Genomic DNA, 19,978 nt, shown 5'->3' with positions numbered 1-19,978 from the left:
TCTGGCGTTGATTTTTGGCACGCTGTTGAGTTCTCAAGGAACGGACGCTTCCTTTGTACTCACCCTCTCGGGCTTTCCTCCGGGCGCTTCCCTTCTGTGTTTCCAACCTTACCAGATCCGTTTTCCGTTCCGTTTCCGGTCGGAATTCATTTCCAGTGGCCGTTGGAGGGCCTGTGCCTATTTGATTGCCTTCCGGCTCTCTTTCGGCGAGTCCGACTTTATCAGAAGTTTTTGACCGGCCTTACCGGCCACTCAGTCCTGAATAATCGGGAGGTGCTTCTCGGGAATCTCATTCACAAGAAGCTGGCAGATCCTAACTGCCACCGTCTGGACTTGTCCAGTTCTAGGCAACTGTTCGAATCTACCTCCCCACCGGCTCCGTGTCAACGGCTCCTGTGGGGCGAAGAGGAGACTAGCAGGTCAACGGGGGTGAACGCACATCAGGCGGCCGTCGGAAGAGTCGCGCTGCGCTCGGACTCGTCGACGTCACCGGTGTCGCCGGCCCGTACCGCGCGACCGCCCAGGACATAGACGTACGCGAGGAAGGCCAGTTCAGCGGCGATTCCTATGCCGACACGGGCCCAGGTAGGGAGACCGGACGGGGTGACGAAGCCTTCGATGGCGCCCGAGACGAAGAGGATCAGAGCCAGGCCGATCGCCATGCCGAGAGCGGCGCGCCCCTCTTCGGCGAGTGCCGTGCGGCGCGAGCGGGGGCCCGGGTCTATCAGCGTCCATCCCAGTCGCAGCCCGGTGCCCGCGGCCACGAAGACGGCGGTCAGTTCCAGGAGGCCGTGCGGAAGGATCAGGCCGAGGAACGTGTCGAGGCGGCCCGCCGACGACATCAGGCCTATGCCCACGCCGAGGTTGAGCATGTTCTGGAAGAGGATCCAGAGAACCGGTAGCCCCAGGAAGACGCCCAGGACCAGGCACATCGCGGCGGCCTGAGCGTTGTTCGTCCAGACCTGGGCCGCGAAGGACGCGGCCGGGTGGCTCGAGTAGTAGGTCTCGTACTCACCGCCGGGACGTGTGAGCTGGCGCAGCTCGCTGGGGGCCGCGATCGAGGACTGGACCTCGGGGTGCGTGCCTATCCACCACCCCAGGACGACGCCGACCAGGGTCGACAGGAGCGCCGTGGGGACCCACCAGTGGCGTGAGCGGTACACCGCCGCCGGGAATCCCTGCGTGAGGAAGCGGGTGACATCGCGCCAGGAGGCGCGGCGGTTGCCTGTCACGGCACCACGCGCGCGTGCCACCAGTTGACTCAGACGACCGGTGAGCTGCGGATCCGGCGCGCTGGACTGGATCAGGGAGAGGTGCGTGGCCGTACGTTGATACAAGGCGACGAGTTCGTCGGCCTCGGCTCCGGTGAGCCGGCGTTGGCGACGCAGCAGGGCGTCGAGACGGTCCCACTCGGCGCGGTGGGCGGACACGAAGACGTCGAGGTCCATCGGTTCTGCTGCTCCTCGTCCTCTCGTACTGCGTGTCAGCTTGTCGTACTGCGGCGCGATGTGCCCTCAGCTTGGCAGACTGACCGTTCTCAGGGCAGGTCAGGGGAAGGACGGCGAGTGTGAGTGAGCTAGTGACGGGCGAGGCGGTGGCGCTGGAGCTGCGCCCCGCGAAACTGCCGAGCCGGGCGCTGGCCGTGCTGCTCGATCTGGCCGTGTCGATGACCGCCTATCTGATCGTCACCATCGGCCTGCTGGCCGCGACGGCGGCCTTGGACGATGCGGCGCGGATCGCGGTGTCGATCGCGAGCTTCGTTCTGCTGCTGGTGGGCGGTCCGATAGCGGTGGAGACACTCAGTCACGGCCGTTCGTTGGGGAAGCTGGCCTTCGGGCTGCGGGTGGTGCGGGACGACGGGGGGCCGATCCGGTTCCGGCACGCGTTGGTGCGTGGTGCGATCGGTGTGGTCGAGATTCTGATGACGTTCGGGATCATCGCGTGCATCGCCTCGCTCGTGTCGGCCCGGGGGCGGCGGCTCGGTGACGTGTTCGCGGGGACCCTCGTCGTGCGGGAACGGATTCCCGTCGGACACACGGCCTTCGTGCCTCCGCCGCCGCCCTGGCTCGCGGGGCGGTTCTCCGGACTCGATCTGTCGGCCGTGCCGGATGGGCTGTGGCTGGCCATTCGTCAGTACCTGACGCGGATGCGACAGCTGGACCCTCAGGTCGGCGGGGCGATGGCGGAGCGGCTCGCGGCCGATCTGGCCGCCCGTACGGGGGCTCCGGCGCCTCAGGGGGTGCCGGCGGCCGCGTATCTGGCGGCCGTGGTGCAGGAACGGCAGGCGCGGGACGCTCGGCGGGCCTTCGGCGGCGGGAGCGCTCCGGCGGTACCCGGGGCCCCGGGCGGGTTCGTCGCCGGGATGCCCGGCGCGGGCGGCGGCCCGTTCATGGGGCAGCCAGGCGCTTCCGCCTATCCGCAGGTGGGTGCCTCCTCGCCCGCTTCGGCGCGGGACCCGTATCCCTCGGCGTCCCCGGTCTCGGAGGGCCCGGCGTCGTCGGCGCCGCAGGCACCGCTGCCCGCGGCGTCGGCAGCGCCGGACGAGCAGGTCGAACGCCCGTCGACCGGGTTCGCGCCGCCCGCCTGAACCCGCTCCGAACTGTGTCCGGGCGTCGTCAGGCGAAGACCGACGGCGGGGATTCGAGGTGCTCGAGCTCCATGCCGGGCGCCGCCAGGACCACGTCTCCCGCGAGGTGTACGGCGTACTGCTCCCCCGTGTCCAGGGCTGTGACCTGGTATTCGTCCACGCTCAGGGGGCCGTTGTCAGTGGCGTGTGTTTCTCTCGAGATCAAGGCCCAGGACTGGTCGACGGTGCGCGGGGCGAGGACCGGGTCGGTGAAGGCGACGAGGCGTACGCGGGTTGCGGGGGCAGCGGGGGTGAGGCGCAGGAGACGGGTGGTGGCGACGAGGAAGGCGGGGGATGTACCGGTGAAGGCGTGGGCGCGGACATTGCCTTCGGTGGCCTCGGTGCCGGTGGGGTCGGTGCGGACCCAGGTCACGCCGTCGAGGGCGGCGCCGCGCACCTGCCAGCTCGCGGCGTGCAGTTCGAGACGGATGGGGCGGCCGAGCTCGTCGAGGGCGAGATCCACGGAGCCGGCATGGTCGCCGGAAGGGGTGGTCAGTTGGGAGACATAGCGCCAGCCGGAGGGGCCGGGCGCGCAGTGGAAGTGCTCTTCGGCGAGGGGGGTGTGATCGTGCGGATCATGGAGCGAATAACGACCGCGGGGCATGGGCGTTCAGGTCCTCATCGGGGACAGGCCCCCGCCACGGGGGCAGGGGCCTGCTGACATCCGTACGCCGAGCGGTGGTGCCGCCGCTCGGCGGGGTGCTCAGTAGCGGTAGTGGTCCGACTTGTACGGGCCCTCGACCTCTACGCCGATGTACGCGGCCTGCTCCGGACGGAGCGTGGTGAGCTTGACGCCGAGGGCGTCGAGGTGGAGGCGGGCGACCTTCTCGTCGAGGTGCTTGGGCAGCACGTAGACGTCGGTCGGGTACTCGTCGGGCTTGGTGAACAGCTCGATCTGGGCCAGGGTCTGGTCCGCGAACGAGTTGGACATCACGAACGAGGGGTGGCCGGTGGCGTTGCCCAGGTTCAGCAGGCGACCCTCCGACAGCACGATGATCACCTTGCCGTCGGGGAACTTCCAGGTGTGGACCTGCGGCTTGACCTCGTCCTTGACGATGCCCGGGATCTTCGCGAGGCCGGCCATGTCGATCTCGTTGTCGAAGTGGCCGATGTTGCCCACGATCGCCTGGTGCTTCATCTTGGCCATGTCCGAGGCCATGATGATGTCCTTGTTGCCGGTCGTGGTGACGAAGATGTCGCCCTTGTCGACGACCTCGTCGAGGGTCGTGACCTGGTAGCCGTCCATCGCCGCCTGCAGGGCGCAGATCGGGTCGATCTCGGTGATGATCACCCGGGCGCCCTGACCGCGCAGGGACTCCGCGCAGCCCTTGCCCACGTCGCCGTAGCCGAGGACGACTGCGGTCTTGCCACCGATGAGGACGTCGGTGGCGCGGTTGATGCCGTCGATCAGGGAGTGGCGGCAGCCGTACTTGTTGTCGAACTTCGACTTGGTGACGGCGTCGTTCACGTTGATCGCCGGGAACAGGAGGGTGCCGTCGCGGTGCATCTCGTAGAGACGGTGGACACCGGTCGTGGTCTCCTCGGTCACGCCGCGGATCTCCGAGGCGAGCTGGGTCCACTTCTGCGAGCCGTCGGTGATGGTGCGGTGCAGGAGTTCGAGGACGAAGCGGTGCTCCTCGGACTCGGCGGTGTCGACGGACGGGACCTTGCCGTCCTTCTCGTACTCGACGCCCTTGTGGACGAGGAGGGTGGCGTCACCGCCGTCGTCCAGGATCATGTTCGGGCCGCCGCTGGGGGTGTTCGGCCAGGTCAGGGCCTGCTCCGTGCACCACCAGTACTCCTCCAGGGTCTCGCCCTTCCAGGCGAAGACCGGGACGCCCTGCGGGTTGTCGGGAGTGCCGTTCGGGCCGACCGCGATGGCGGCGGCTGCGTGGTCCTGGGTGGAGAAGATGTTGCAGGAGGCCCAGCGGACCTCGGCGCCGAGGGCGACGAGCGTCTCGATGAGGACGGCGGTCTGCACCGTCATGTGCAGGGAGCCGGTGACACGGGCGCCCGCGAGGGGCTGCGTGGCGGCGTACTCCTTGCGGATCGACATCAGGCCGGGCATCTCGTGCTCGGCGAGGGTGATCTCCTTGCGGCCGAACTCGGCCAGGGAGAGGTCGGCGACCTTGAAGTCCTGTCGGTTGTCGACAGTCGTCATTGCGAGCTGCTCCTCGGGGTCTGGATTGGGGCGAGGTGGATACGGCTGTCTGCGCGGCGCGGACATACGCATGCCCGAGCAGGACACGGACGTGCCCCGCAGCAGGGCACAGGCGTGCCTGGTGCGCACAGCGCAGTCCGTCGGAGGCCCTCTCTCCCTCGGCCGGTCCGCGGTGGGACCGCCCGACCGCCATCAGCAGCGACGTCTGGCTCAGCCACCAAGCTACACCGGTCGCCCCGGGCCGCCCCAGCCCGGCTCCGGCCAACGGGCGTTCCGGACAAGGTATGGGGCTCGTCCTCGGGCGGGTCAGTGGTCGGAAGATGCCTGGGCGGGGCCGCCGGGGGTCGCTTCGGGGTTCGGTCCCTTTGCGGCCTTCGCCTCGCTGTAGATGTCCGGTTCCAGGTAGATCACGCGGGCGATCGGGACGGCGGCGCGGATGCGGGACTCGGCGGCGTTGATCGCGGTGGCGACCTCGGCGGCCGTGTCGTCGTGCTGGACGGCGATCTTCGCGGCGACCAGGAGCTCCTCCGGGCCGAGGTGGAGCGTGCGCATGTGGATGATGCCGGTGACGGTGTGGCCGTCGACGATCGAGGCCTCGATCTTCTTGACCTCTTCGACGCCCGCGGCCTCGCCCAGCAGGAGGGACTTGGTCTCGGCGGCGAGGACCAGCGCGATCAGGATGAGCAGGATGCCGATGCAGAGCGTGCCGATGCCGTCCCAGACGCCGTCGTCCGTGAGCAGGGCGAGGCCGACGCCGCCGAGGGCGAGGACCAGACCGATGAGCGCGCCGAAGTCCTCCAGGAGGACGACCGGCAGCTCGGGGGCCTTGGCGCGGCGGATGAACTGCGACCAGGAGTGCGTGCCCCGCAGTTCGTTGGACTCCTTGATGGCCGTACGGAAGGAGAAGCCCTCGGCGATGATCGCGAACACCAGGACGCCGACCGGCCAGTACCAGTGCTCGATCTGGTGCGGGTGCTTGATCTTCTCGTAGCCCTCGTAGACGGCGAACATGCCGCCGACCGAGAAGAGGACGATCGAGACGAGGAAGGCGTAGATGTAGCGTTCGCGGCCGTAGCCGAAGGGGTGCTGGGGGGTCGCCTCGCGCTGGGCCTTCTTGCCGCCGATGAGGAGCAGGGCCTGGTTGCCGGAGTCGGCGAGCGAGTGGACGCCCTCGGCGAGCATCGAGGACGAACCGCTGAAGGCGAACGCCACGAACTTCGATGCCGCGATCGCGAGATTGGCGCCGAGTGCCGCCACGATCGCTTTGGTGCCGCCTGAAGCGCTCATGTGCTCCTGCTGTCCCTTCGTACGCCGTCCGGGCCCCGTTCGTACGCTCGTACGCCGGTCCGGGCTTTGCCCGCCCTTTGCGGTGGGCCATTGTTGCAGCCCGGTCCGACGGCGGTACGTCTGGCCACCACAGTCGCTTCGTCAGGCCACCACTGTCGCACGGAAGATCGTGCCGGACCCGGACACCTCCGCCTTTTCTCCCGCCGGTACGAAGACCGACTCGCCGGGGGCGAGCGTGTTGCCGTCGGCGCGTACGGAACCCGCCGCGCAGAGCAGGATCTGCGGGGTGTCGCGCGTGAGGTCGTGCGGGGCGGCGCCCTCCGCGAGGGCGTACCGGGAGAGGCGGAACTCGTCGATGGGGGTCGCGTAGACCTCCTCACCGTCGGGGGACGCCTCCGGGCGCAGGATGCCGGGGTCGCTCGCCTCGAAGCGGACGATGCGCAGGAGTTCGGGGACGTCGACGTGCTTGGGGGTCAGGCCGCAGCGCAGGACGTTGTCGCTGTTGGCCATGATTTCGACGCCGAGGCCGTTCAGATAGGCGTGCGGGACGCCGGCGCCGAGGAACAGGGCCTCGCCGGGCTGGAGTTGGACGTAGTTGAGGAGCATCGCGGCGATCACGCCGGGGTCGCCCGGGTAGTGGTGGGCGATGTCGGCGTAGGGGGCGTAGGCGCCGCCGAGACGGGCGCAGGCGGCCGCGGCCTCGGTGACCGTGTGGGCCATGTCGTCGGGGTCCGCGCTCAGCACCGCCGTCAGGACCTCGCGCAGCGCCGCGTCCTCCGGGTGGGCGTGCAGGAGGTCGACGTACGGCTTGAGGGAGTCGACGTTCAGGCCCGCGAGCAGTTCGGCGGCCTCGTCGGGGCTGCGGAAGCCGCACAGGCCGTCGAACTCGGTGAGGGCGCAGATCAGTTCGGGCTTGTGGTTGGCGTCCTTGTAGTTGCGGTGCGAGGCGGATATCGGGATGCCGCGGCGCTCCTCGTCCTCGTACCCCTCCTTCGCCTGTTCGAGGTTGGGGTGCACCTGGAGGGAGAGGGGCGCGCCCGCGGCGAGGATCTTGAGCAGGAACGGCAGGCGGGGGCCGAACTTGGCGACGGCCGCGCGGCCGAGTTCCTTCTCGGGATCCTCGCCGATGACCTCGTCGAGGGGACCGCGCGCCGTACGGGAGGGAGCGCCCGGGTGGGCACCCATCCACATCTCCGCCTGCGGTTCACCGGTCGGCTCGACGCCGAGCAGCCGCGGGATGGCGGTGGTCGAGCCCCAGGCGTAGGGGCGGACGGTGTTGTCGAGGCGGTCCATGTGTGTCGTTCTCTCCATACGTGCGCTGCGCCGGTCAAGAGTCCCGGGTCGGCCGAGGCCGACCCGGGATGCCTGGCTACAAGATCAGGCCCCTGAAGCGAGCGCCAGGTAAACGGCGGCGAAATCCGTGACGGCGATCAGTTCCGCGAGGGTCTCCAGTTCGCCGCCCTCCTCGGGTTCGAGCTCGCTGATCGCGGTGTCGTGGCTGAGGGCGAGCTCGCGGGCGGCCGGGGCGGCGGTGAGGCCACCGGCCGGCCGGTCACGCAGGAGCACCACGCGCGCGTGCAGGGCCTGGGCCTCTTCCACGCGGTCGCGGAAGAAGTCGTCGGGGTCGGCGCCGGCGGCGAGTGCACCCGCGAGCAGCACGCTGTGGGCGGCGAGTGCCTCGGGGAGTTCCGCGGTGAGGGCGGGGCGGCCGGCCAGTTCCGCGAGCGCGGCGGTGAAGCGGCGGCCCGCGGGGCCCGCGGAGGTGCCTTCCGTCCAGATCACCGGGAGTGCTTCGGCGAGCTCGGCGGCGAGCGTCTTGGCCGGGTTGCTGTAGGGCGCGATGGCCGGACCGCAGCGTTCGGCGACGCGGTCGAGGCGGTCGGCGACCTTCTCCAGCGCGTCGGGCGGGGCGGAGACCAGGCCGGTGCGGTCCAGCAGCACGAGCAACGGGGTGAGCAGGGCCCACAGGACGCCGGGGGCGGAGGCGGCGAGGGGTTCGGTCGGCTCGTACGGGGCGGTCGCCATCGGTACGAACAGGCCGTGCGTGCCCTGCACCGCCTCCACGATCGGGGTGCCGGCGGGGGCCACCGCCACGACGGAGCAGCCGCGTCGGTAGGCCTGCTCGACCAGGAGTTCGAGGCCTGGTTCGCTGCCGTCGGGGGTGGCGATCAGCAGGAGGTCCACCGGGCCCGCCCAGCCGGGCAGTTCCCAGCGCAGGGCGCCGGACGCGGGGGCGACGCCGGTGGGGGTGAGCCGGGTGGTGGGGCAGCTGGCTCCGGCGAGGGTGCCGAGCAGTTCGGCGACGCCGATGGCGGCCAGGCCGGGGCCGGCGATCAGGACGGCGCGTGGGCGGCCGTCCGGCTTCAGTTCCGCGATTCCGGCTTCCGTGGCGTGCCGGACCGCGGTACGCACACGGGCGCCGGCCTCCGCGGCGCCCCGGAGCAGCTCGCGACGGTCGGCGCGGGCGAGCGCCTCTGGGTCGTCGAGCAGCGATTCGTCGAGCATGGGTGGGCAGCCTCCCGATCGCCGGTGTGTTGCCTCTGTCGCCTGATTCGCCTGGGGGTGGGTGTCGCCGGTGGGGGTGTTTACCCGGGGCGGCGGGCCTCGTCGACGAGCAGTACGGGGATGCCGTCCCGGACCGGGTAGGCGAGACCGCAGTCCTGGCCCGTGCAGAGCAGCTCGCTCTCCTGCTCCTTGAGCGGGGCGTGGCAGGCCGGGCAGGCGAGGATCTCCAGGAGGCCGGCTTCGAGCGGCATGGGATGTCCTTTCGAACAGGGTGGATGCGGCCTGGTCAGCGTACCGCTGTGGGGGGTGGGGTGCCGGGGTGTGTGCACGTGGTGATTTCGCCCCCGCCGCCCCTACCCGTCCCGTTCTCAGGAGCTCCGCTCCCTCACCCCCGCCAGGGGGCGCCGCGCCCCCTGGACCCCCGCGTCGCCCGAAGGGCTCGTCCTCAAACGCCGGACAGGCTGGAAGTGCGGGCCGGGACGGACGGCACGGCGGCCGAACAGCCCTCGGGCGGAAACGGAGCCCCGAGAGGGGGGTCAGCCCCTGATGATTTCCAGGATCTCGTCCCGGACCTTCGCCATCGTCGGCTCGTCCTTCGCCTCGGCGTTCAGGCGGAGGAGGGGCTCCGTGTTGGAGGGGCGGACGTTGAACCACGAGTCGTCCGCGGTGACGGTCAGACCGTCGAGCTCGTCGATGGTCACACCTTCGCGGCCCTCGTACGCGGCCTTGATCGCGGCGAGGCGGGCCGCCTGGTCGTCGACCGTGGAGTTGATCTCGCCGGAGCCGACATAGCGGTCGTACTCGGCGACGAGCTCGGAGAGCGGGCCGTCCTGGCCGCCGAGGGCGGCGAGGACGTGGAGGGCGGCCAGCATGCCCGTGTCCGCGTTCCAGAAGTCGCGGAAGTAGTAGTGCGCCGAGTGCTCGCCGCCGAAGATCGCGCCGGTGCGGGCCATCTCGGCCTTGATGAAGGAGTGGCCGACGCGGGTGCGCACCGGGGTGCCGCCGTGCTCGCGGACGACCTCGGGCACCGACCAGGACGTGATGAGGTTGTGGATGACCGTGCCGCCGCCGTGCTTGCCGAGTTCGCGGGCGGCGACCAGGGCGGTGATCGCGGACGGGGAGACCGGGTCGCCGTTCTCGTCGACGACGAAGCAGCGGTCCGCGTCACCGTCGAAGGCGATGCCGATGTCGGCGCTCTCCTCGCGCACGCGCCGCTGGAGGTCCACGATGTTCGCCGGGTCCAGCGGGTTCGCCTCGTGGTTCGGGAACGTGCCGTCCAGTTCGAAGTACATGGGCACGAGGTCGAGGGGGAGGCCCTCGAAGACGGTCGGCACCGTGTGCCCGCCCATGCCGTTGCCCGCGTCGACCACGACCTTCAGGGGGCGGATGTCGGTCAGGTCGACGAGCGAGCGGAGGTACGCCGAGTAGTCCTCCAACGTGTCACGCTGCGTGATCGTTCCCGGTGTCGCGTCGGAGGCCGGGAGGCCCGAGTCGAGCCAGGACTCGACGAGTTCGCGGATCTCGGCCAGGCCGGTGTCCTGGCCGACCGGGGCGGCGCCCGCGCGGCACATCTTGATGCCGTTGTACTGGGCGGGGTTGTGCGAGGCCGTGAACATGGCGCCCGGCAGGTTGAACGCACCGGACGCGTAGTACAGCTGATCGGTGGAGCACAGGCCGATTTCGGTCACGTCGACACCGCGTGCCGCGGCTCCGCGCGCGAAGGCGCGCGACAGGCCGGGCGACGAGGGCCGCATGTCGTGCCCGATCACGATGGCGTCCGCTCCGGTCACCTGGACGAAGGCCGCCCCGAACAGCTCGGCCATCGACTCGTCCCACTGGTCCGGGACCACCCCGCGTACGTCGTACGCCTTCACGAGCTGCGACAGATCAGCAGTCACGGCCAACCTTCCAGAAGTCCACTTCGGTCGCCCCAAACTACCCGTACCGGCTGACAGCCTGCCGTGAAGGGGCCGATCGGACGCTCACCCGTCATCTGGGAGCCCCAACCGTCACCTGGGGGTAACGCACGGGGTCGAATCCGGCCGTCGGGGCAGCGTCCAGTCGAGGACCGGCGAACTGTCGGCGGCGGCGAGCAGTTCGGGAGACAGCCCCGACTCGTGGGCCGCGCTCGCCTGGAGGGCACCGAATAGGGCGTTCGCCGAGGTGTCGGAGCCGGACACCGCCGCGCCGAACCAGCCCAGAACGGGTGACAGGAAGGCGAGCGCCGCTCCGGCCGCCGCCACGAAGTGACCGATCGTGGCCGCCTGTCCGGGGGCGCGTGCGCCGGCCGGTCCTTGACCGCCGGGATCTGCGCGATCGAGAAGATGACGCCGGTCGGGGAGTTGGTACGGGCTCGGCGGCGGGCCTGCGTGCGGGCGGTACGGCGACCGGGGCGGCGGAGCCCGCCAAGGACACGCCGAAGTCGGCGAGTTGTGCGGAGACGTAGTTCGAGGCGGCGAACTGGGCGGCGGCGAAGGCGACTCCGCACACCGGGGCAGGGACCCAGCTCTCGCGCGGTCCGCGTCGGCCGTCGACCGGTCCGACGAGCACAAGGGGCACGACGAGGGCCGGCAGCGGGCTCTGACGGCCCACTGCGGAGGCGACGGAATCCAGTGGCAGGCCGGTGACTTGAGCGAACGTGACGACTGGTGTGCCCATCGCGCCGAAGGCGACCGGCGCGGTGTTGGCGAGGGGCGCGCCGGAGCCCGCGAGGGCTTCCAGGAGCGCGCCGAAGCGGAAGGCGACGACGAATGCCTGGATGCGCCGGTCGTCGGACGGCCACCCGAACGAGCGGCGCGGGACGTCGAAGTTGCCGGGTGCGGACGGTCATCCGGTACACCCACAGGGCGTTGACGACGATCCACAGGATGGGGAAGAGGCCGAAAACGGCGCCCTGGGCGACGCTGGAGAGTGTCTGGCCGACCGGCATGCCGTAGGCGAGCAGGCGACCGGTGAGGCGGCCAGAAGGCCGATGAGCCCGGCCCGGTGCGCCTTCATGCGGACGCCGTCGAGTTCATGCGGACGCCGTCAAGCAGGACGAGGACGATCACGAGGGGCGGGGTCGCCACGAGGGGCGGGGTCGCCACGAGGGCGGAGTGGCCGAGCGAGTCGGCCGCGGGCTCCGGTTTCCGGACGTACGCGGGCGCCCGCCCGGATTGCGCCACGTGGGGGATTCCGCGATGCGGAAAGCGTTTTCTCGCGCCTGGATACGGAGGGGGTGGACGCTCAGTTGTCCGGCGAGCGCAGCACCCGCAGATGGCCGCGGCGCGCGACCTCCATCGGGTCCGCCGAGCGGGCGCCGCCACCGGCCTCGGCGGTGCGCTGCTGCGGCCTGGCCGCCTCGCGCACCGCGTTGGCGAGCGCTTCCAGATCGTCACCGCTGGGGCGGGAGGGAGCGGAGGCGTCGGCGAGCCGGACGACCTCCCAGCCGCGCGGCGCGGTGAGGCGCTCGGAGTGCTCGGCGCACAGGTCGTAGCAGTGGGGTTCGGCGTAGGTGGCGAGCGGGCCGAGGACCGCGGTCGAGTCGGCGTAGACGTACGTCAGCGTCGCGACGGCGGGACGGCCGCAAGCGGTTCGCGAACAGCGACGTACAGGGCTCACGACGTTGGACGGTACCGCACTCTTGAGCGGGCCGCGACGACTCTCCCCCAGGTCACCCCACCGTGTCGTGCTGTGAGTCCGCCCACACAAGCCTTCGGACCGCCCGTCCTGACCTGGGGCGACATCCCGTGGCGAGATGCCGAACAGACCTGAATCCGGTCACCACTTGGTGCAAACCACGTCAATTGACATGTGAGCGACGGTCCTGGAGGGATACGGAATCGAGCCCAAGCTTGGCTGGAATGGTCATCCTGCGACATCCGGAACGTGCGCCGGGCTTCCTGCCCCGGGCCGCGGGCAGCCGCGTGGGGACCGGGCGCGCGGACCTCGTGGGGACTACTCTTCGTCAGTGATGGACACCCCCGTACCGCCCACCGCCGCCGCACCCGGGCCCCGCCGTCGTGATCGCCACGGAAGGGGCATGCGTGGTCCCGTCGCGCCGCCCCAGGTGCCGCTCGCCGCGAGCCGCGCCGAGGTCTTCGCGGACCTGGTGCAGGACTCCGTGGAGCGGCTGGAGCGGCGCTGGCCCCAACTCGCCGACATCGACTTCATGGTCCTCGAAGTGCCCCGTCTCGAAGGCTCCGGCGAGGGCTGGAGCGATGAGGCGGTGCCCCTGGGGGGCACGATCCCGGCCTACGAGGACCATCCCGCGCGCGTGGTCGTCTACCGTCGCCCGGTCGAGATCCGCACCAAGGGCCGCGACGAGCGCGCGGCGCTGGTGCACGAGGTCGTCGTGGAGCAGGTCGCGGAGCTGCTGGGACTGACACCGGAGACGGTGGACCCGCGCTACGGCGAGGACTGAGACCCGCCCGAGCACGACCGGGAGCACGGTCGGAGCACCACCGGGTCCCCTTGAGGACCCGGTGGATCACCCGTACGGGATCGCTTCTCCACCCCGTACGGGATCACTTCCTCACACCCGTACGGGATCACTTCTTCAGCAGTACCGACAGATCCTGGTCCGTCTCCGGCACCGCCACCGTCCCGCGGTCGTCCGGGAGGGTCTGGATGGTGAACCCGGGGACACCCTCCTGGGTGGAGGCGAGGGTCCGGGAGGCGTAGACGGGGCCTCCGGAGACCGGCTCGACCGTCAGGGCGTACGTCCCCTTGAGACCGGCCGGGACCGGTGCGTCGATGTCCTGGGTCGTACCGCCCTTGATCGTGTACGTCTTCGTCGCCGCCGTACCGCCCTCGCTGCCGGCGGACGCGGTGACCTTGACCTGGGCGCTCTGCCCGGGGGCGGACAGGGCGAGCGTGGTGCCCTTGGAGCTGTTGTCGGCGACCGTCGCGCGCGCGCCGACCGGGCCGGTGGCCGGGATGAACGCCATCTCCTGCTTGCTGCCCTTGCCGCGCACCACCTGCAGGGCCGCGACGACCGGCGCCGAGGTTCCGGTGGAGGTGAGCACCAGGGAGCCCGCCTCGCCGCGCGTGACGTCACCGAGGTCGGCCGCCGCGGTCATGCCGGCCTTGACGTGCAGCGTCTCGTTCCCAGCCGGTGTGATCAGGCCCGAGGGCGACGCTAGGCGGACCTTCAGGTCGGCGTCCTGGTCGCCGGGCGCGAAGGCGATCAGCCGCACGGCCGTGGCGTCCTTGGGGATGCCCGGCAGGACGAGGCTGCCCGCCGGGTCGGTGGAGGCGGCCAGCCAGTCCCCGCCGATCTTGTCGTCCAGGGCCTGGACGGCGGCGCCGACGCGGCCGCTGCGGACGGTCACGTGGACGGTGAGGTCGGTCTGCTGCCCGCTCGCCAGTGTGCTCAGCAGAATCGGCTCGCTGGCGTGCGGCTGGACCGTGATGCCCTCGCCCACCGTGGACTTGAGGGTGCCGTCCTTGCCGTACAGCTCGACGTCGACGACGGCCGCCGAGTCGTCGGGGTTGGTCAAGTGCACATAGTCGGTGCGGCCGGTGGCGGTGCTGACGCCCGGGAACCAGAACTCGGTGTCCGGGGCGGTGCAGTTGGTGCCGAGCAGACCGCGGCCGGTGCCCGCGGCGACCGCGGTGGTCTCCTGGACGGTCCAGCCGGGCGCGAACTTGCCCTCGGCGGTGCCGACGAGGGCGGGCGGCTCGGCTCCGGAGCCGTCGCCGGTGGCCGGCTTGCCGGGCTCCGCCGGCTTCAGGACGGGCTTCACGGTCTTCTTGCCGGTCTTCTTGCCGCTCGCGGAGTCCGCCGACTCCTCGGCCGCGGCCTGCAGTTCGGCCTTGCCGCTGTCGGCGGCGCCCTGGGTGACGGGCGTGAACGACGTGTAAGCCGTCTCCGCGATCTCGGAGGTGCTGGGCTGCGGGCAGAGCAGGCTGGTGCGCTCCACGGGCTGCTGGGTGGCCGCCTTGGCGGTGTTGTCGCCGGAGGCGGCCGGCGCGTTGAGCGAGGCGAATCCGGTGACGGCGGCGAGCGCGGTCGCGCCGGCGATCAGGGACAGGGTGGTGCGGTTCACTGCTGGCTCCCGTCGGGGCGCTCACTGTCGGTGCCGTGCGGCGGCTGCGGGGGCGTGTTCGGGTCGTAGGCGGCGTCGTAGCCCTGGCCGGTCCCGTCGTAGCCCTGGTACGTCTGCATCGGGTCGTACGGTGTCGTGCCCCCGTAGGCGTACGGGTCGTACTGGCCCCCCTGGTAGGGGTCCGCCTGGTACGGCTGCTCGTAGGTGCCCGCCGGGTACTGCTGCTGGCCCTGGTACTGCTCGCCGCCGTAGGTGCCGTACTCGGCGCCCGCGTAGGTCGACGCGTCCCACTCGTCGTACGCCTGCTGCTGCGGGACCGTTGCGGGCGTCCGCTCGGCCTCCTCCTCCGGAGGAGGAAGGGCGCCCTCTTCCTGGACGGTCTGGTCGGACTGCTCCGCCTCGGCCTCGGCCTGGGCGCGCAGACGGCGGGCGCGGCGGCCCTCGCCCGTGGCGTCCTGGGCCGGGACGACCGGCTCCTCGGGAAGGTCGTCGTCGACGTCACGGCGCCGCCCGGGCAGCGCGAGGACCACCAGGACGACGGCGAGCGCGCCCTGGGCCCACAGCCAGCCGGTGTGGCTCATCGGGGCGTTGAAGGTGACGTCCAGCCTGCCGCCGCTCGCGGGCAGTTCGAAGCCCTGCGCCCAGCCGTCGACGGTGGTGCGGGTGAGCGGCTTTCCGTCCAGGGTCGCCGTCCAGCCCGCGTCGGCCGTGTCGGCGAGGCGCAGCACGCGGCCCTCTCCCCCGGAGGGGATGGTGGTGTGCAGTTCGACGGGCCCGGCGGCGATGGACAGGGCCTCGCCGGACTTGGGGACGATCGAGGCGCGCGAGACCTGGCTGTCCAGGCGCCACAGGGCGCTGCCGTCCTGCTGGCTGAGCCGGGTCAGGCCCGGGGTGGCGTCCAGGACGCGGCTCATCTCGCGGGGCGCGCCCTTGCGGACCAGGACGTAGCGCACGGCGAAGCCGCCGAGCTGGTTGGCCTGATCGGCGCCGGAGCCCGCGACGAGGTTGGCGACGACCTTGTCGAGCCTCTTGTTCTCGCCGCCCTCGGCCGCGAGTTCGCCGTCGCCCATGCGGGCGCCGGAGCCGCGGACGAGGGTGTAGCCGACGCGGGCGCCGGAGTCGCTGTCGAGGACGAGGGTGCGGGCCTGGTCGCGGGTGCCGCTCTCCTCGGCGACGAACGCGGGCACCTGCACCGGGTCGCGGCGCTCCACGGGGCCGTCGGCGCCGCCGAGGACCCATCCGGCGGCCACCAGCAGCGGACCGGCGGCCGAGGCGAACGCGATGAGCGCGGCGACCGGCTGGCGCCAGCCGAAGCTCTGCTCGGCCACCCGCGCGCGTGCCCCGTCGGCGCCGATGGCGGCGGCGGCGAGCAGGGCGAGGCCGTAGACGAGGGTGGCGGGTCCCGCCCAGGCCGACTTGTTGGAGAGCACGGCGAAGACGAGCGCCACCAGGGCGACGGCCCAGGCGGCCCACACCGCTCGCTGTCGCTCGCCGCGCATCAGGGCGGCCAGTGCCGCCAGCACGATGCCGATGAGCATCAGTCCGCTGACCGTGCCGGGACCGCCGGGGCTGGCGCCGAGCAGGTCGAGCGCGGAGGCCGCGCTCGCGCCGTAGGGCATCCCGGCTTCCTTGAAGAAGCCGAACGGGAGCAGCGTCAGCGACCAGGGAGCGAGGACCAGCAGCGGGGTGCCGAGCTGGGCCAGGAAACGCGGCCCGTAGGCGGTGATTTCCCTTCGGCGCACTACGAGGAGGGCGATTGCGAGGACCAGCGCGATGGGCCACACGATCGGCGTGAACGCCGTGGTGAACGTCAGCAGGAGGGCGTACGCCCAGGTGGCGCGCCAGCTGCCGCGCGCGCCGGAGGAGTGGGCCAGCCCGCTCGCGGCGATGCCCGCGCGCGCGATGAGCGGCAGCAGGATCGCGAGGACGGCGGTGCCGATGCGGCCACCGGCGAGGGCGCCGGCTGCCGCGGGCAGGAAGGCATACGCCACGGACGCCCAGGCGCGCAGCAGGCGCGACTCGACGAGGGGGCGCGAGGCGAAGTACGCGGCGAAGCCGGCCAGCGGGACGGAGGCCACCAGGAGCACGGTGACCGCGAGCCCGGTGGAGCCGAGGAGCAGGGAGGACAGCAGGGCGACGAGCGCGAGGTACGGCGGCGCGGTCTCCGTGCCGCCGGCACCCACCGGGTGCCAGCCGTCGACGTAGCGCGACCACAGCTCGGAGGCGTCGGCGGGCGCGGGCAGCAGCGCGCCGCCCGCGAGCGACCCGCTGCCGAGCAGGCCGCGGCAGGCCAGGAGGGAGACGAACAGCAGCACCAGGAAGAGCATCGGGCCGGGGTTGCGGGCGATGCGCTTGAGCCGGGCGAACTGCTCGATCTGCAGGAAGTCGGCATCGTCGCCGCCTGGTCCGGACTCGACCGCGCCGCCGTGCCGTCCGGCGCCGGTGGTGGCGTCGGGGTCGTCGCTGCCCATGAAGTTGCCCGCGACCTGCTCGACCGTGGCCCGCACGGTGGCGCCGGGCGGCGGGAACAGGGCGCGCAGCTCGCCCTTGTCGACCTGGGGGCGACCGCGTCTGCGGCGGCCCGCGAGGATCCGCTCGGGGCGCAGCAGGGTTCCCAGCAGGCCGCGGATCTCGTCGACGGCCTGTCCGGGGACCTTGCCCACGAGGTAGGCGACGGTGCGCAGCAGGGTGCCGAGGACGAGCCGGATCAGGATCCAGGGCAGCTGTGCCGTACGGGCGTTGACGAGGAGGGTGTAGACGGCACCCGCCTTGTCGACCTTGTGCGGGGAGGCGGCGGTGCGGCCCACGCAGTCGACGGTGCGGCGCTCGCGGGAGGCGGCCTCGGCGTGCCGGACGACCGCTTCGGGGGCGACGAGGACGCGGTGCCCGGCGGCCTGGGCGCGCCAGCACAGGTCGACGTCGTCACGCATCAGGGGCAGTCGGCGGTCGAAGCCGCCGAGCTCCTCGAAGACGTCGCGCCGGATCAGCATGCCGGCGGTGGACACGGCGAGCACGGGGTGGACGTGGTCGTGCTGGCCCTGGTCCTGCTCGCGGCGGTCCAGGCCCGTCCAGCGGCGGCCGGAGTTGGCGATGGTGACGCCGACCTCCAGGAGCGCTCGCCGGTCGTACCAACCGCGCAGCTTGGGGCCGACCACGGCGACTTCCCTGCCGAACTCCTGCTCGCTCTCCACGACCCGGAGCATCTGGGCCAGGGCGTCGGGCTCGGGGGCGCTGTCGTCGTGCAGCAGCCAGAGCCACTGCTCGGGCTCGCCGTGCGGGAGGTCCGGCATGTCGTAGGCGTCGTCGCGCCAGGTCCGGGTGACCGGGTCCCAGCCGCTGGGGCGCTTCAGATAGGGCAGGTCGTCCGGGGTGAGCACGCCGACGCCGCGGATGGCCTCCTCGACGGCCTGGCCGAAGCCGGTTCGCCGGGCGAGGTGCAGCACCCGGTCGGCGCCGAGTGCGTCGGTCAGCAGCTGGGCGGAGTCGTCCGCGCTGCCGGTGTCGGCCGCCACCGCGTTCTGCACCGGGCGCTCCTGGCCGAGCAGCCCGGCGAGCGCTTGGGGCAGCCAGCGGGCGCCGTCGTGGGAGACGAGGACCGCGGTCACCACGTGGCGCGGAAACTCAGGTGTGGCGGCGTCGTGTGGGACTGCCGAATGGCTGTGCACGGACATCGAGGTACGGGCCCCGGTTCGATGGACTGCGGTGGACGCCTGTGTCCGGCGGGGACAGCGGGACGTCTCGGACGAGGGCCCACACTAACGGCTGGGCAGCACAGCGGCCCGCCGCCTGTGGATAACCCACCTGCGACGGGCCGTTCTTACCTGCCGGTATCGGTACGAGGGGTGCGCGCCGTGCGGTCAGACAGCGGCCTTCTTCAGCCTTCGGCGCTCACGCTCGGACAGACCGCCCCAGATGCCGAACCGCTCGTCGTTGGCGAGCGCGTACTCCAGGCACTCGGAGCGGACCTCACAGGCGAGACAGACCTTCTTGGCCTCGCGGGTGGAGCCGCCCTTCTCGGGGAAGAAGGACTCGGGGTCGGTCTGGGCGCACAGCGCGCGCTCCTGCCAGCCGAGTTCCTCGTCCGCGTCGTCGACCAGCAGTTGCTGCACCAGCTCGGTCATGTGCGCCCCTCGTCTGTCTTTCGCGTCCCCGTGATGCTGCCGTTCCCGATTTCGGCTGAACGACACGAGTGAAATTACAAGTGTGCCGATCCGGGCCAGTCAAGCCGAGATCTGCTATTGGGCCCCTTATTCACTCTGCGGAACCAAGGCTATGCGGAAAGTGTTCAAATCGGCATAAACCCTGACAGCCTCAAAGGGCCCGTCCGGACTTCCGACCCGCTACTGGGAAGGACGCCCAGAAGTTCGATCTCGTTCCGACGCGGACTCCGAAGCGAACCGGATCACATTTGGATCACGGGATCGCATCGAGGTTTGTGCGCCCGGTTGTGCGCCATGTGTCCGCGGTGGCCGCAGAGCAAACCTTTCGCCACACAGATGAACCGGATGAGGTGAAACATTTCCCACATAGCGGACACGAAGTTGACAGTCGAGGTGTGAACCGATGTCCTTATGGGCATGCTCGCGAACTTGGCACTCACCTCGACCCGCACCGTCGGGTCCCACGGTGCTGCCCGCGCTCGCTGTAGCTGTTGTTGCTGTCCCAGCTGTTGAGCCGTACCGCGCTCCGGCTGCCTCGCCGCCACTGAGGCGAATCCCCGCCCCTCTTCCGGGGCGATCGCCCGTACCAGGGCACCCTCCCCCGTCCGTGACCCGGACGGAACGGCCCCGCGACACCCCAGCTCTCCGCCGAGGAACCACCGCACCCATGAACAGCGACAGCGACCTCCAGATCGCCGGCGACATCCTCGAAGTACCGCACCTGCTCCAGCCGCCGCGCGAGCACCCCGCCACCGTGTCCGAGTTCGTCGGCCTGGCCCGCTCCATCGCCGCCGACCGCTCCCAGTGGGAGCACCTCGTCCAGTACGACGCGACCTCCCGCTGGTACCACCGGCTGCACACCGGACCCGGCTACGAGGTGTGGCTGCTGTCCTGGGTGCCCGGACAGGGCAGCGGACTCCACGACCACGGGCGCTCCTCCGGCGTACTCACCGTCCTGGAGGGCGCATTGACCGAGCGCACGGAGCGCGACACACGCGCGTTGGGGGCAGGATCCCAGCGGGTGTTCGCGCCGGGGTACATCCACGAGGTCGTGAACGACTCCCTGGAACCGGCCGTGAGCCTGCACGTTTACTACCCGGGTCTTACCGAGATGCCGATGCATTCGGCCCAGTGCGCCCCGGCCGTCGTCACGGCCTGAGGGGGCCCGCGGTCTCGTAACCGCCTCACGCGTTGTCGTACCCGCCTGCCA

The 19,978-nt window shown here is 71.2% G+C and carries 16 protein-coding genes and 1 pseudogene; 4 read left to right on the top strand and 13 right to left on the bottom strand.

Annotation, left to right across the window (positions count from 1 at the left end):
- Window positions 1-235: hypothetical protein (locus tag ACIQTP_RS46110; protein WP_403412013.1), on the top strand; the 235-nt coding region annotated here is incomplete at its 5' end.
- Between the two features lie 205 nt (window positions 236-440).
- On the opposite strand, the gene ACIQTP_RS46105 is transcribed toward ACIQTP_RS46110, so the two are convergent.
- A complete protein-coding gene (locus tag ACIQTP_RS46105) occupies window positions 441-1,448 on the bottom strand; it encodes a stage II sporulation protein M (protein WP_402042772.1) in 1,008 nt (335 codons plus the stop codon).
- A 119-nt stretch (window positions 1,449-1,567) separates the two neighbouring features.
- Here ACIQTP_RS46105 and ACIQTP_RS46100 point away from each other — a divergent pair, with 119 nt between their 5' ends.
- Window positions 1,568-2,587: an RDD family protein gene (locus ACIQTP_RS46100; protein WP_403412010.1), complete on the top strand. Its 1,020-nt coding sequence runs from the start codon at window positions 1,568-1,570 to the stop codon at window positions 2,585-2,587.
- A gap of 28 nt (window positions 2,588-2,615) precedes the next feature.
- On the opposite strand, the gene ACIQTP_RS46095 is transcribed toward ACIQTP_RS46100, so the two are convergent.
- From ACIQTP_RS46095 to ACIQTP_RS46055, 9 genes and pseudogenes are all read right to left on the bottom strand, one after another.
- On the bottom strand, window positions 2,616-3,230 hold the full coding sequence (locus ACIQTP_RS46095; protein ID WP_403412007.1) for a hypothetical protein: 615 nt from the start codon (window positions 3,228-3,230) through the stop codon (window positions 2,616-2,618).
- Between the two features lie 99 nt (window positions 3,231-3,329).
- Window positions 3,330-4,787 carry an adenosylhomocysteinase gene (ahcY, locus tag ACIQTP_RS46090; protein ID WP_351433148.1) on the bottom strand — a complete coding sequence of 486 codons (1,458 nt, stop codon included), beginning with the start codon at window positions 4,785-4,787 and terminating at the stop codon, window positions 3,330-3,332.
- Between the two features lie 306 nt (window positions 4,788-5,093).
- The gene (locus ACIQTP_RS46085) at window positions 5,094-6,074 is read right to left on the bottom strand and encodes a cation diffusion facilitator family transporter (RefSeq protein ID WP_403412004.1); all 981 of its coding nucleotides are present in this window, start codon (window positions 6,072-6,074) and stop codon (window positions 5,094-5,096) included.
- Between the two features lie 141 nt (window positions 6,075-6,215).
- On the bottom strand, window positions 6,216-7,367 hold the full coding sequence (gene manA, locus ACIQTP_RS46080; RefSeq protein WP_403412001.1) for a mannose-6-phosphate isomerase, class I: 1,152 nt from the start codon (window positions 7,365-7,367) through the stop codon (window positions 6,216-6,218).
- An 84-nt stretch (window positions 7,368-7,451) separates the two neighbouring features.
- Window positions 7,452-8,579, bottom strand: coding sequence for an SIS domain-containing protein (locus tag ACIQTP_RS46075; protein ID WP_402042757.1), 1,128 nt, complete (start codon window positions 8,577-8,579; stop codon window positions 7,452-7,454).
- Between the two features lie 80 nt (window positions 8,580-8,659).
- The gene (locus tag ACIQTP_RS46070; RefSeq protein WP_075027380.1) at window positions 8,660-8,830 is read right to left on the bottom strand and encodes a Trm112 family protein; all 171 of its coding nucleotides are present in this window, start codon (window positions 8,828-8,830) and stop codon (window positions 8,660-8,662) included.
- 285 nt (window positions 8,831-9,115) lie between these two features.
- Window positions 9,116-10,477 (bottom strand): phosphomannomutase/phosphoglucomutase, encoded by a 1,362-nt coding sequence (locus ACIQTP_RS46065; RefSeq protein ID WP_403411997.1) that lies wholly within the window; start codon window positions 10,475-10,477, stop codon window positions 9,116-9,118.
- A gap of 174 nt (window positions 10,478-10,651) precedes the next feature.
- A pseudogene (locus ACIQTP_RS46060) lies at window positions 10,652-11,743 on the bottom strand (L-lactate permease); the annotation flags it as partial.
- A gap of 61 nt (window positions 11,744-11,804) precedes the next feature.
- The gene (locus tag ACIQTP_RS46055; protein WP_211118721.1) at window positions 11,805-12,179 is read right to left on the bottom strand and encodes a DUF3499 domain-containing protein; all 375 of its coding nucleotides are present in this window, start codon (window positions 12,177-12,179) and stop codon (window positions 11,805-11,807) included.
- A 352-nt stretch (window positions 12,180-12,531) separates the two neighbouring features.
- Here ACIQTP_RS46055 and ACIQTP_RS46050 point away from each other — a divergent pair, with 352 nt between their 5' ends.
- Window positions 12,532-12,981 carry a metallopeptidase family protein gene (locus tag ACIQTP_RS46050; protein WP_403412015.1) on the top strand — a complete coding sequence of 150 codons (450 nt, stop codon included), beginning with the start codon at window positions 12,532-12,534 and terminating at the stop codon, window positions 12,979-12,981.
- A 127-nt stretch (window positions 12,982-13,108) separates the two neighbouring features.
- Here the strand turns inward: ACIQTP_RS46050 and ACIQTP_RS46045 are convergent, their stop codons facing one another.
- The 3 genes from ACIQTP_RS46045 to ACIQTP_RS46035 all read right to left on the bottom strand — a co-directional run bounded on the left by ACIQTP_RS46045 (window position 13,109) and on the right by ACIQTP_RS46035 (window position 18,729).
- A complete protein-coding gene (locus ACIQTP_RS46045) occupies window positions 13,109-14,608 on the bottom strand; it encodes a DUF5719 family protein (protein ID WP_403411994.1) in 1,500 nt (499 codons plus the stop codon).
- The gene (locus ACIQTP_RS46040) at window positions 14,605-18,279 is read right to left on the bottom strand and encodes a glycosyltransferase (RefSeq protein ID WP_403411991.1); all 3,675 of its coding nucleotides are present in this window, start codon (window positions 18,277-18,279) and stop codon (window positions 14,605-14,607) included. Before ACIQTP_RS46040 ends, ACIQTP_RS46045 begins: the two co-directional genes overlap by 4 nt.
- 186 nt (window positions 18,280-18,465) lie before the next feature.
- Window positions 18,466-18,729 (bottom strand): WhiB family transcriptional regulator, encoded by a 264-nt coding sequence (locus ACIQTP_RS46035; protein WP_003975777.1) that lies wholly within the window; start codon window positions 18,727-18,729, stop codon window positions 18,466-18,468.
- 706 nt (window positions 18,730-19,435) lie between these two features.
- Between ACIQTP_RS46035 and ACIQTP_RS46030 the strand changes: the two genes are divergently transcribed.
- Entirely contained in the window at window positions 19,436-19,927 is a 492-nt protein-coding gene (locus tag ACIQTP_RS46030; protein WP_402042745.1) for a cysteine dioxygenase, read from the top strand.
- The last annotated feature ends 51 nt before the right edge of the window (window positions 19,928-19,978 follow it).

The sequence above is a fragment of the Streptomyces sp. NPDC090798 genome (assembly GCF_044768965.1).
Taxonomy (GTDB): domain Bacteria; phylum Actinomycetota; class Actinomycetes; order Streptomycetales; family Streptomycetaceae; genus Streptomyces.
The sequence above is the reverse complement of the archived record's forward strand: the minus strand, read 5'-3'. Positions and strand labels throughout refer to the sequence as shown.

What these genes read in the sequence shown, in the direction of transcription:
- ACIQTP_RS46105 (WP_402042772.1), bottom strand. Translation starts at nt 1,448, where the DNA reads ATGGACCTCGACGTCTTCGTGTCCGCCCACCGCGCCGAGTGGGACCGT.
- ACIQTP_RS46095 (WP_403412007.1), bottom strand. Translation starts at nt 3,230, where the DNA reads ATGCCCCGCGGTCGTTATTCGCTCCATGATCCGCACGATCACACCCCC.
- ahcY (WP_351433148.1), bottom strand. Translation starts at nt 4,787, where the DNA reads ATGACGACTGTCGACAACCGACAGGACTTCAAGGTCGCCGACCTCTCC.
- ACIQTP_RS46085 (WP_403412004.1), bottom strand. Translation starts at nt 6,074, where the DNA reads ATGAGCGCTTCAGGCGGCACCAAAGCGATCGTGGCGGCACTCGGCGCC.
- manA (WP_403412001.1), bottom strand. Translation starts at nt 7,367, where the DNA reads ATGGACCGCCTCGACAACACCGTCCGCCCCTACGCCTGGGGCTCGACC.
- ACIQTP_RS46075 (WP_402042757.1), bottom strand. Translation starts at nt 8,579, where the DNA reads ATGCTCGACGAATCGCTGCTCGACGACCCAGAGGCGCTCGCCCGCGCC.
- ACIQTP_RS46070 (WP_075027380.1), bottom strand. Translation starts at nt 8,830, where the DNA reads ATGCCGCTCGAAGCCGGCCTCCTGGAGATCCTCGCCTGCCCGGCCTGC.
- ACIQTP_RS46050 (WP_403412015.1), top strand. Translation starts at nt 12,532, where the DNA reads ATGGACACCCCCGTACCGCCCACCGCCGCCGCACCCGGGCCCCGCCGT.
- ACIQTP_RS46040 (WP_403411991.1), bottom strand. Translation starts at nt 18,279, where the DNA reads ATGTCCGTGCACAGCCATTCGGCAGTCCCACACGACGCCGCCACACCT.
- ACIQTP_RS46035 (WP_003975777.1), bottom strand. Translation starts at nt 18,729, where the DNA reads ATGACCGAGCTGGTGCAGCAACTGCTGGTCGACGACGCGGACGAGGAA.
- ACIQTP_RS46030 (WP_402042745.1), top strand. Translation starts at nt 19,436, where the DNA reads ATGAACAGCGACAGCGACCTCCAGATCGCCGGCGACATCCTCGAAGTA.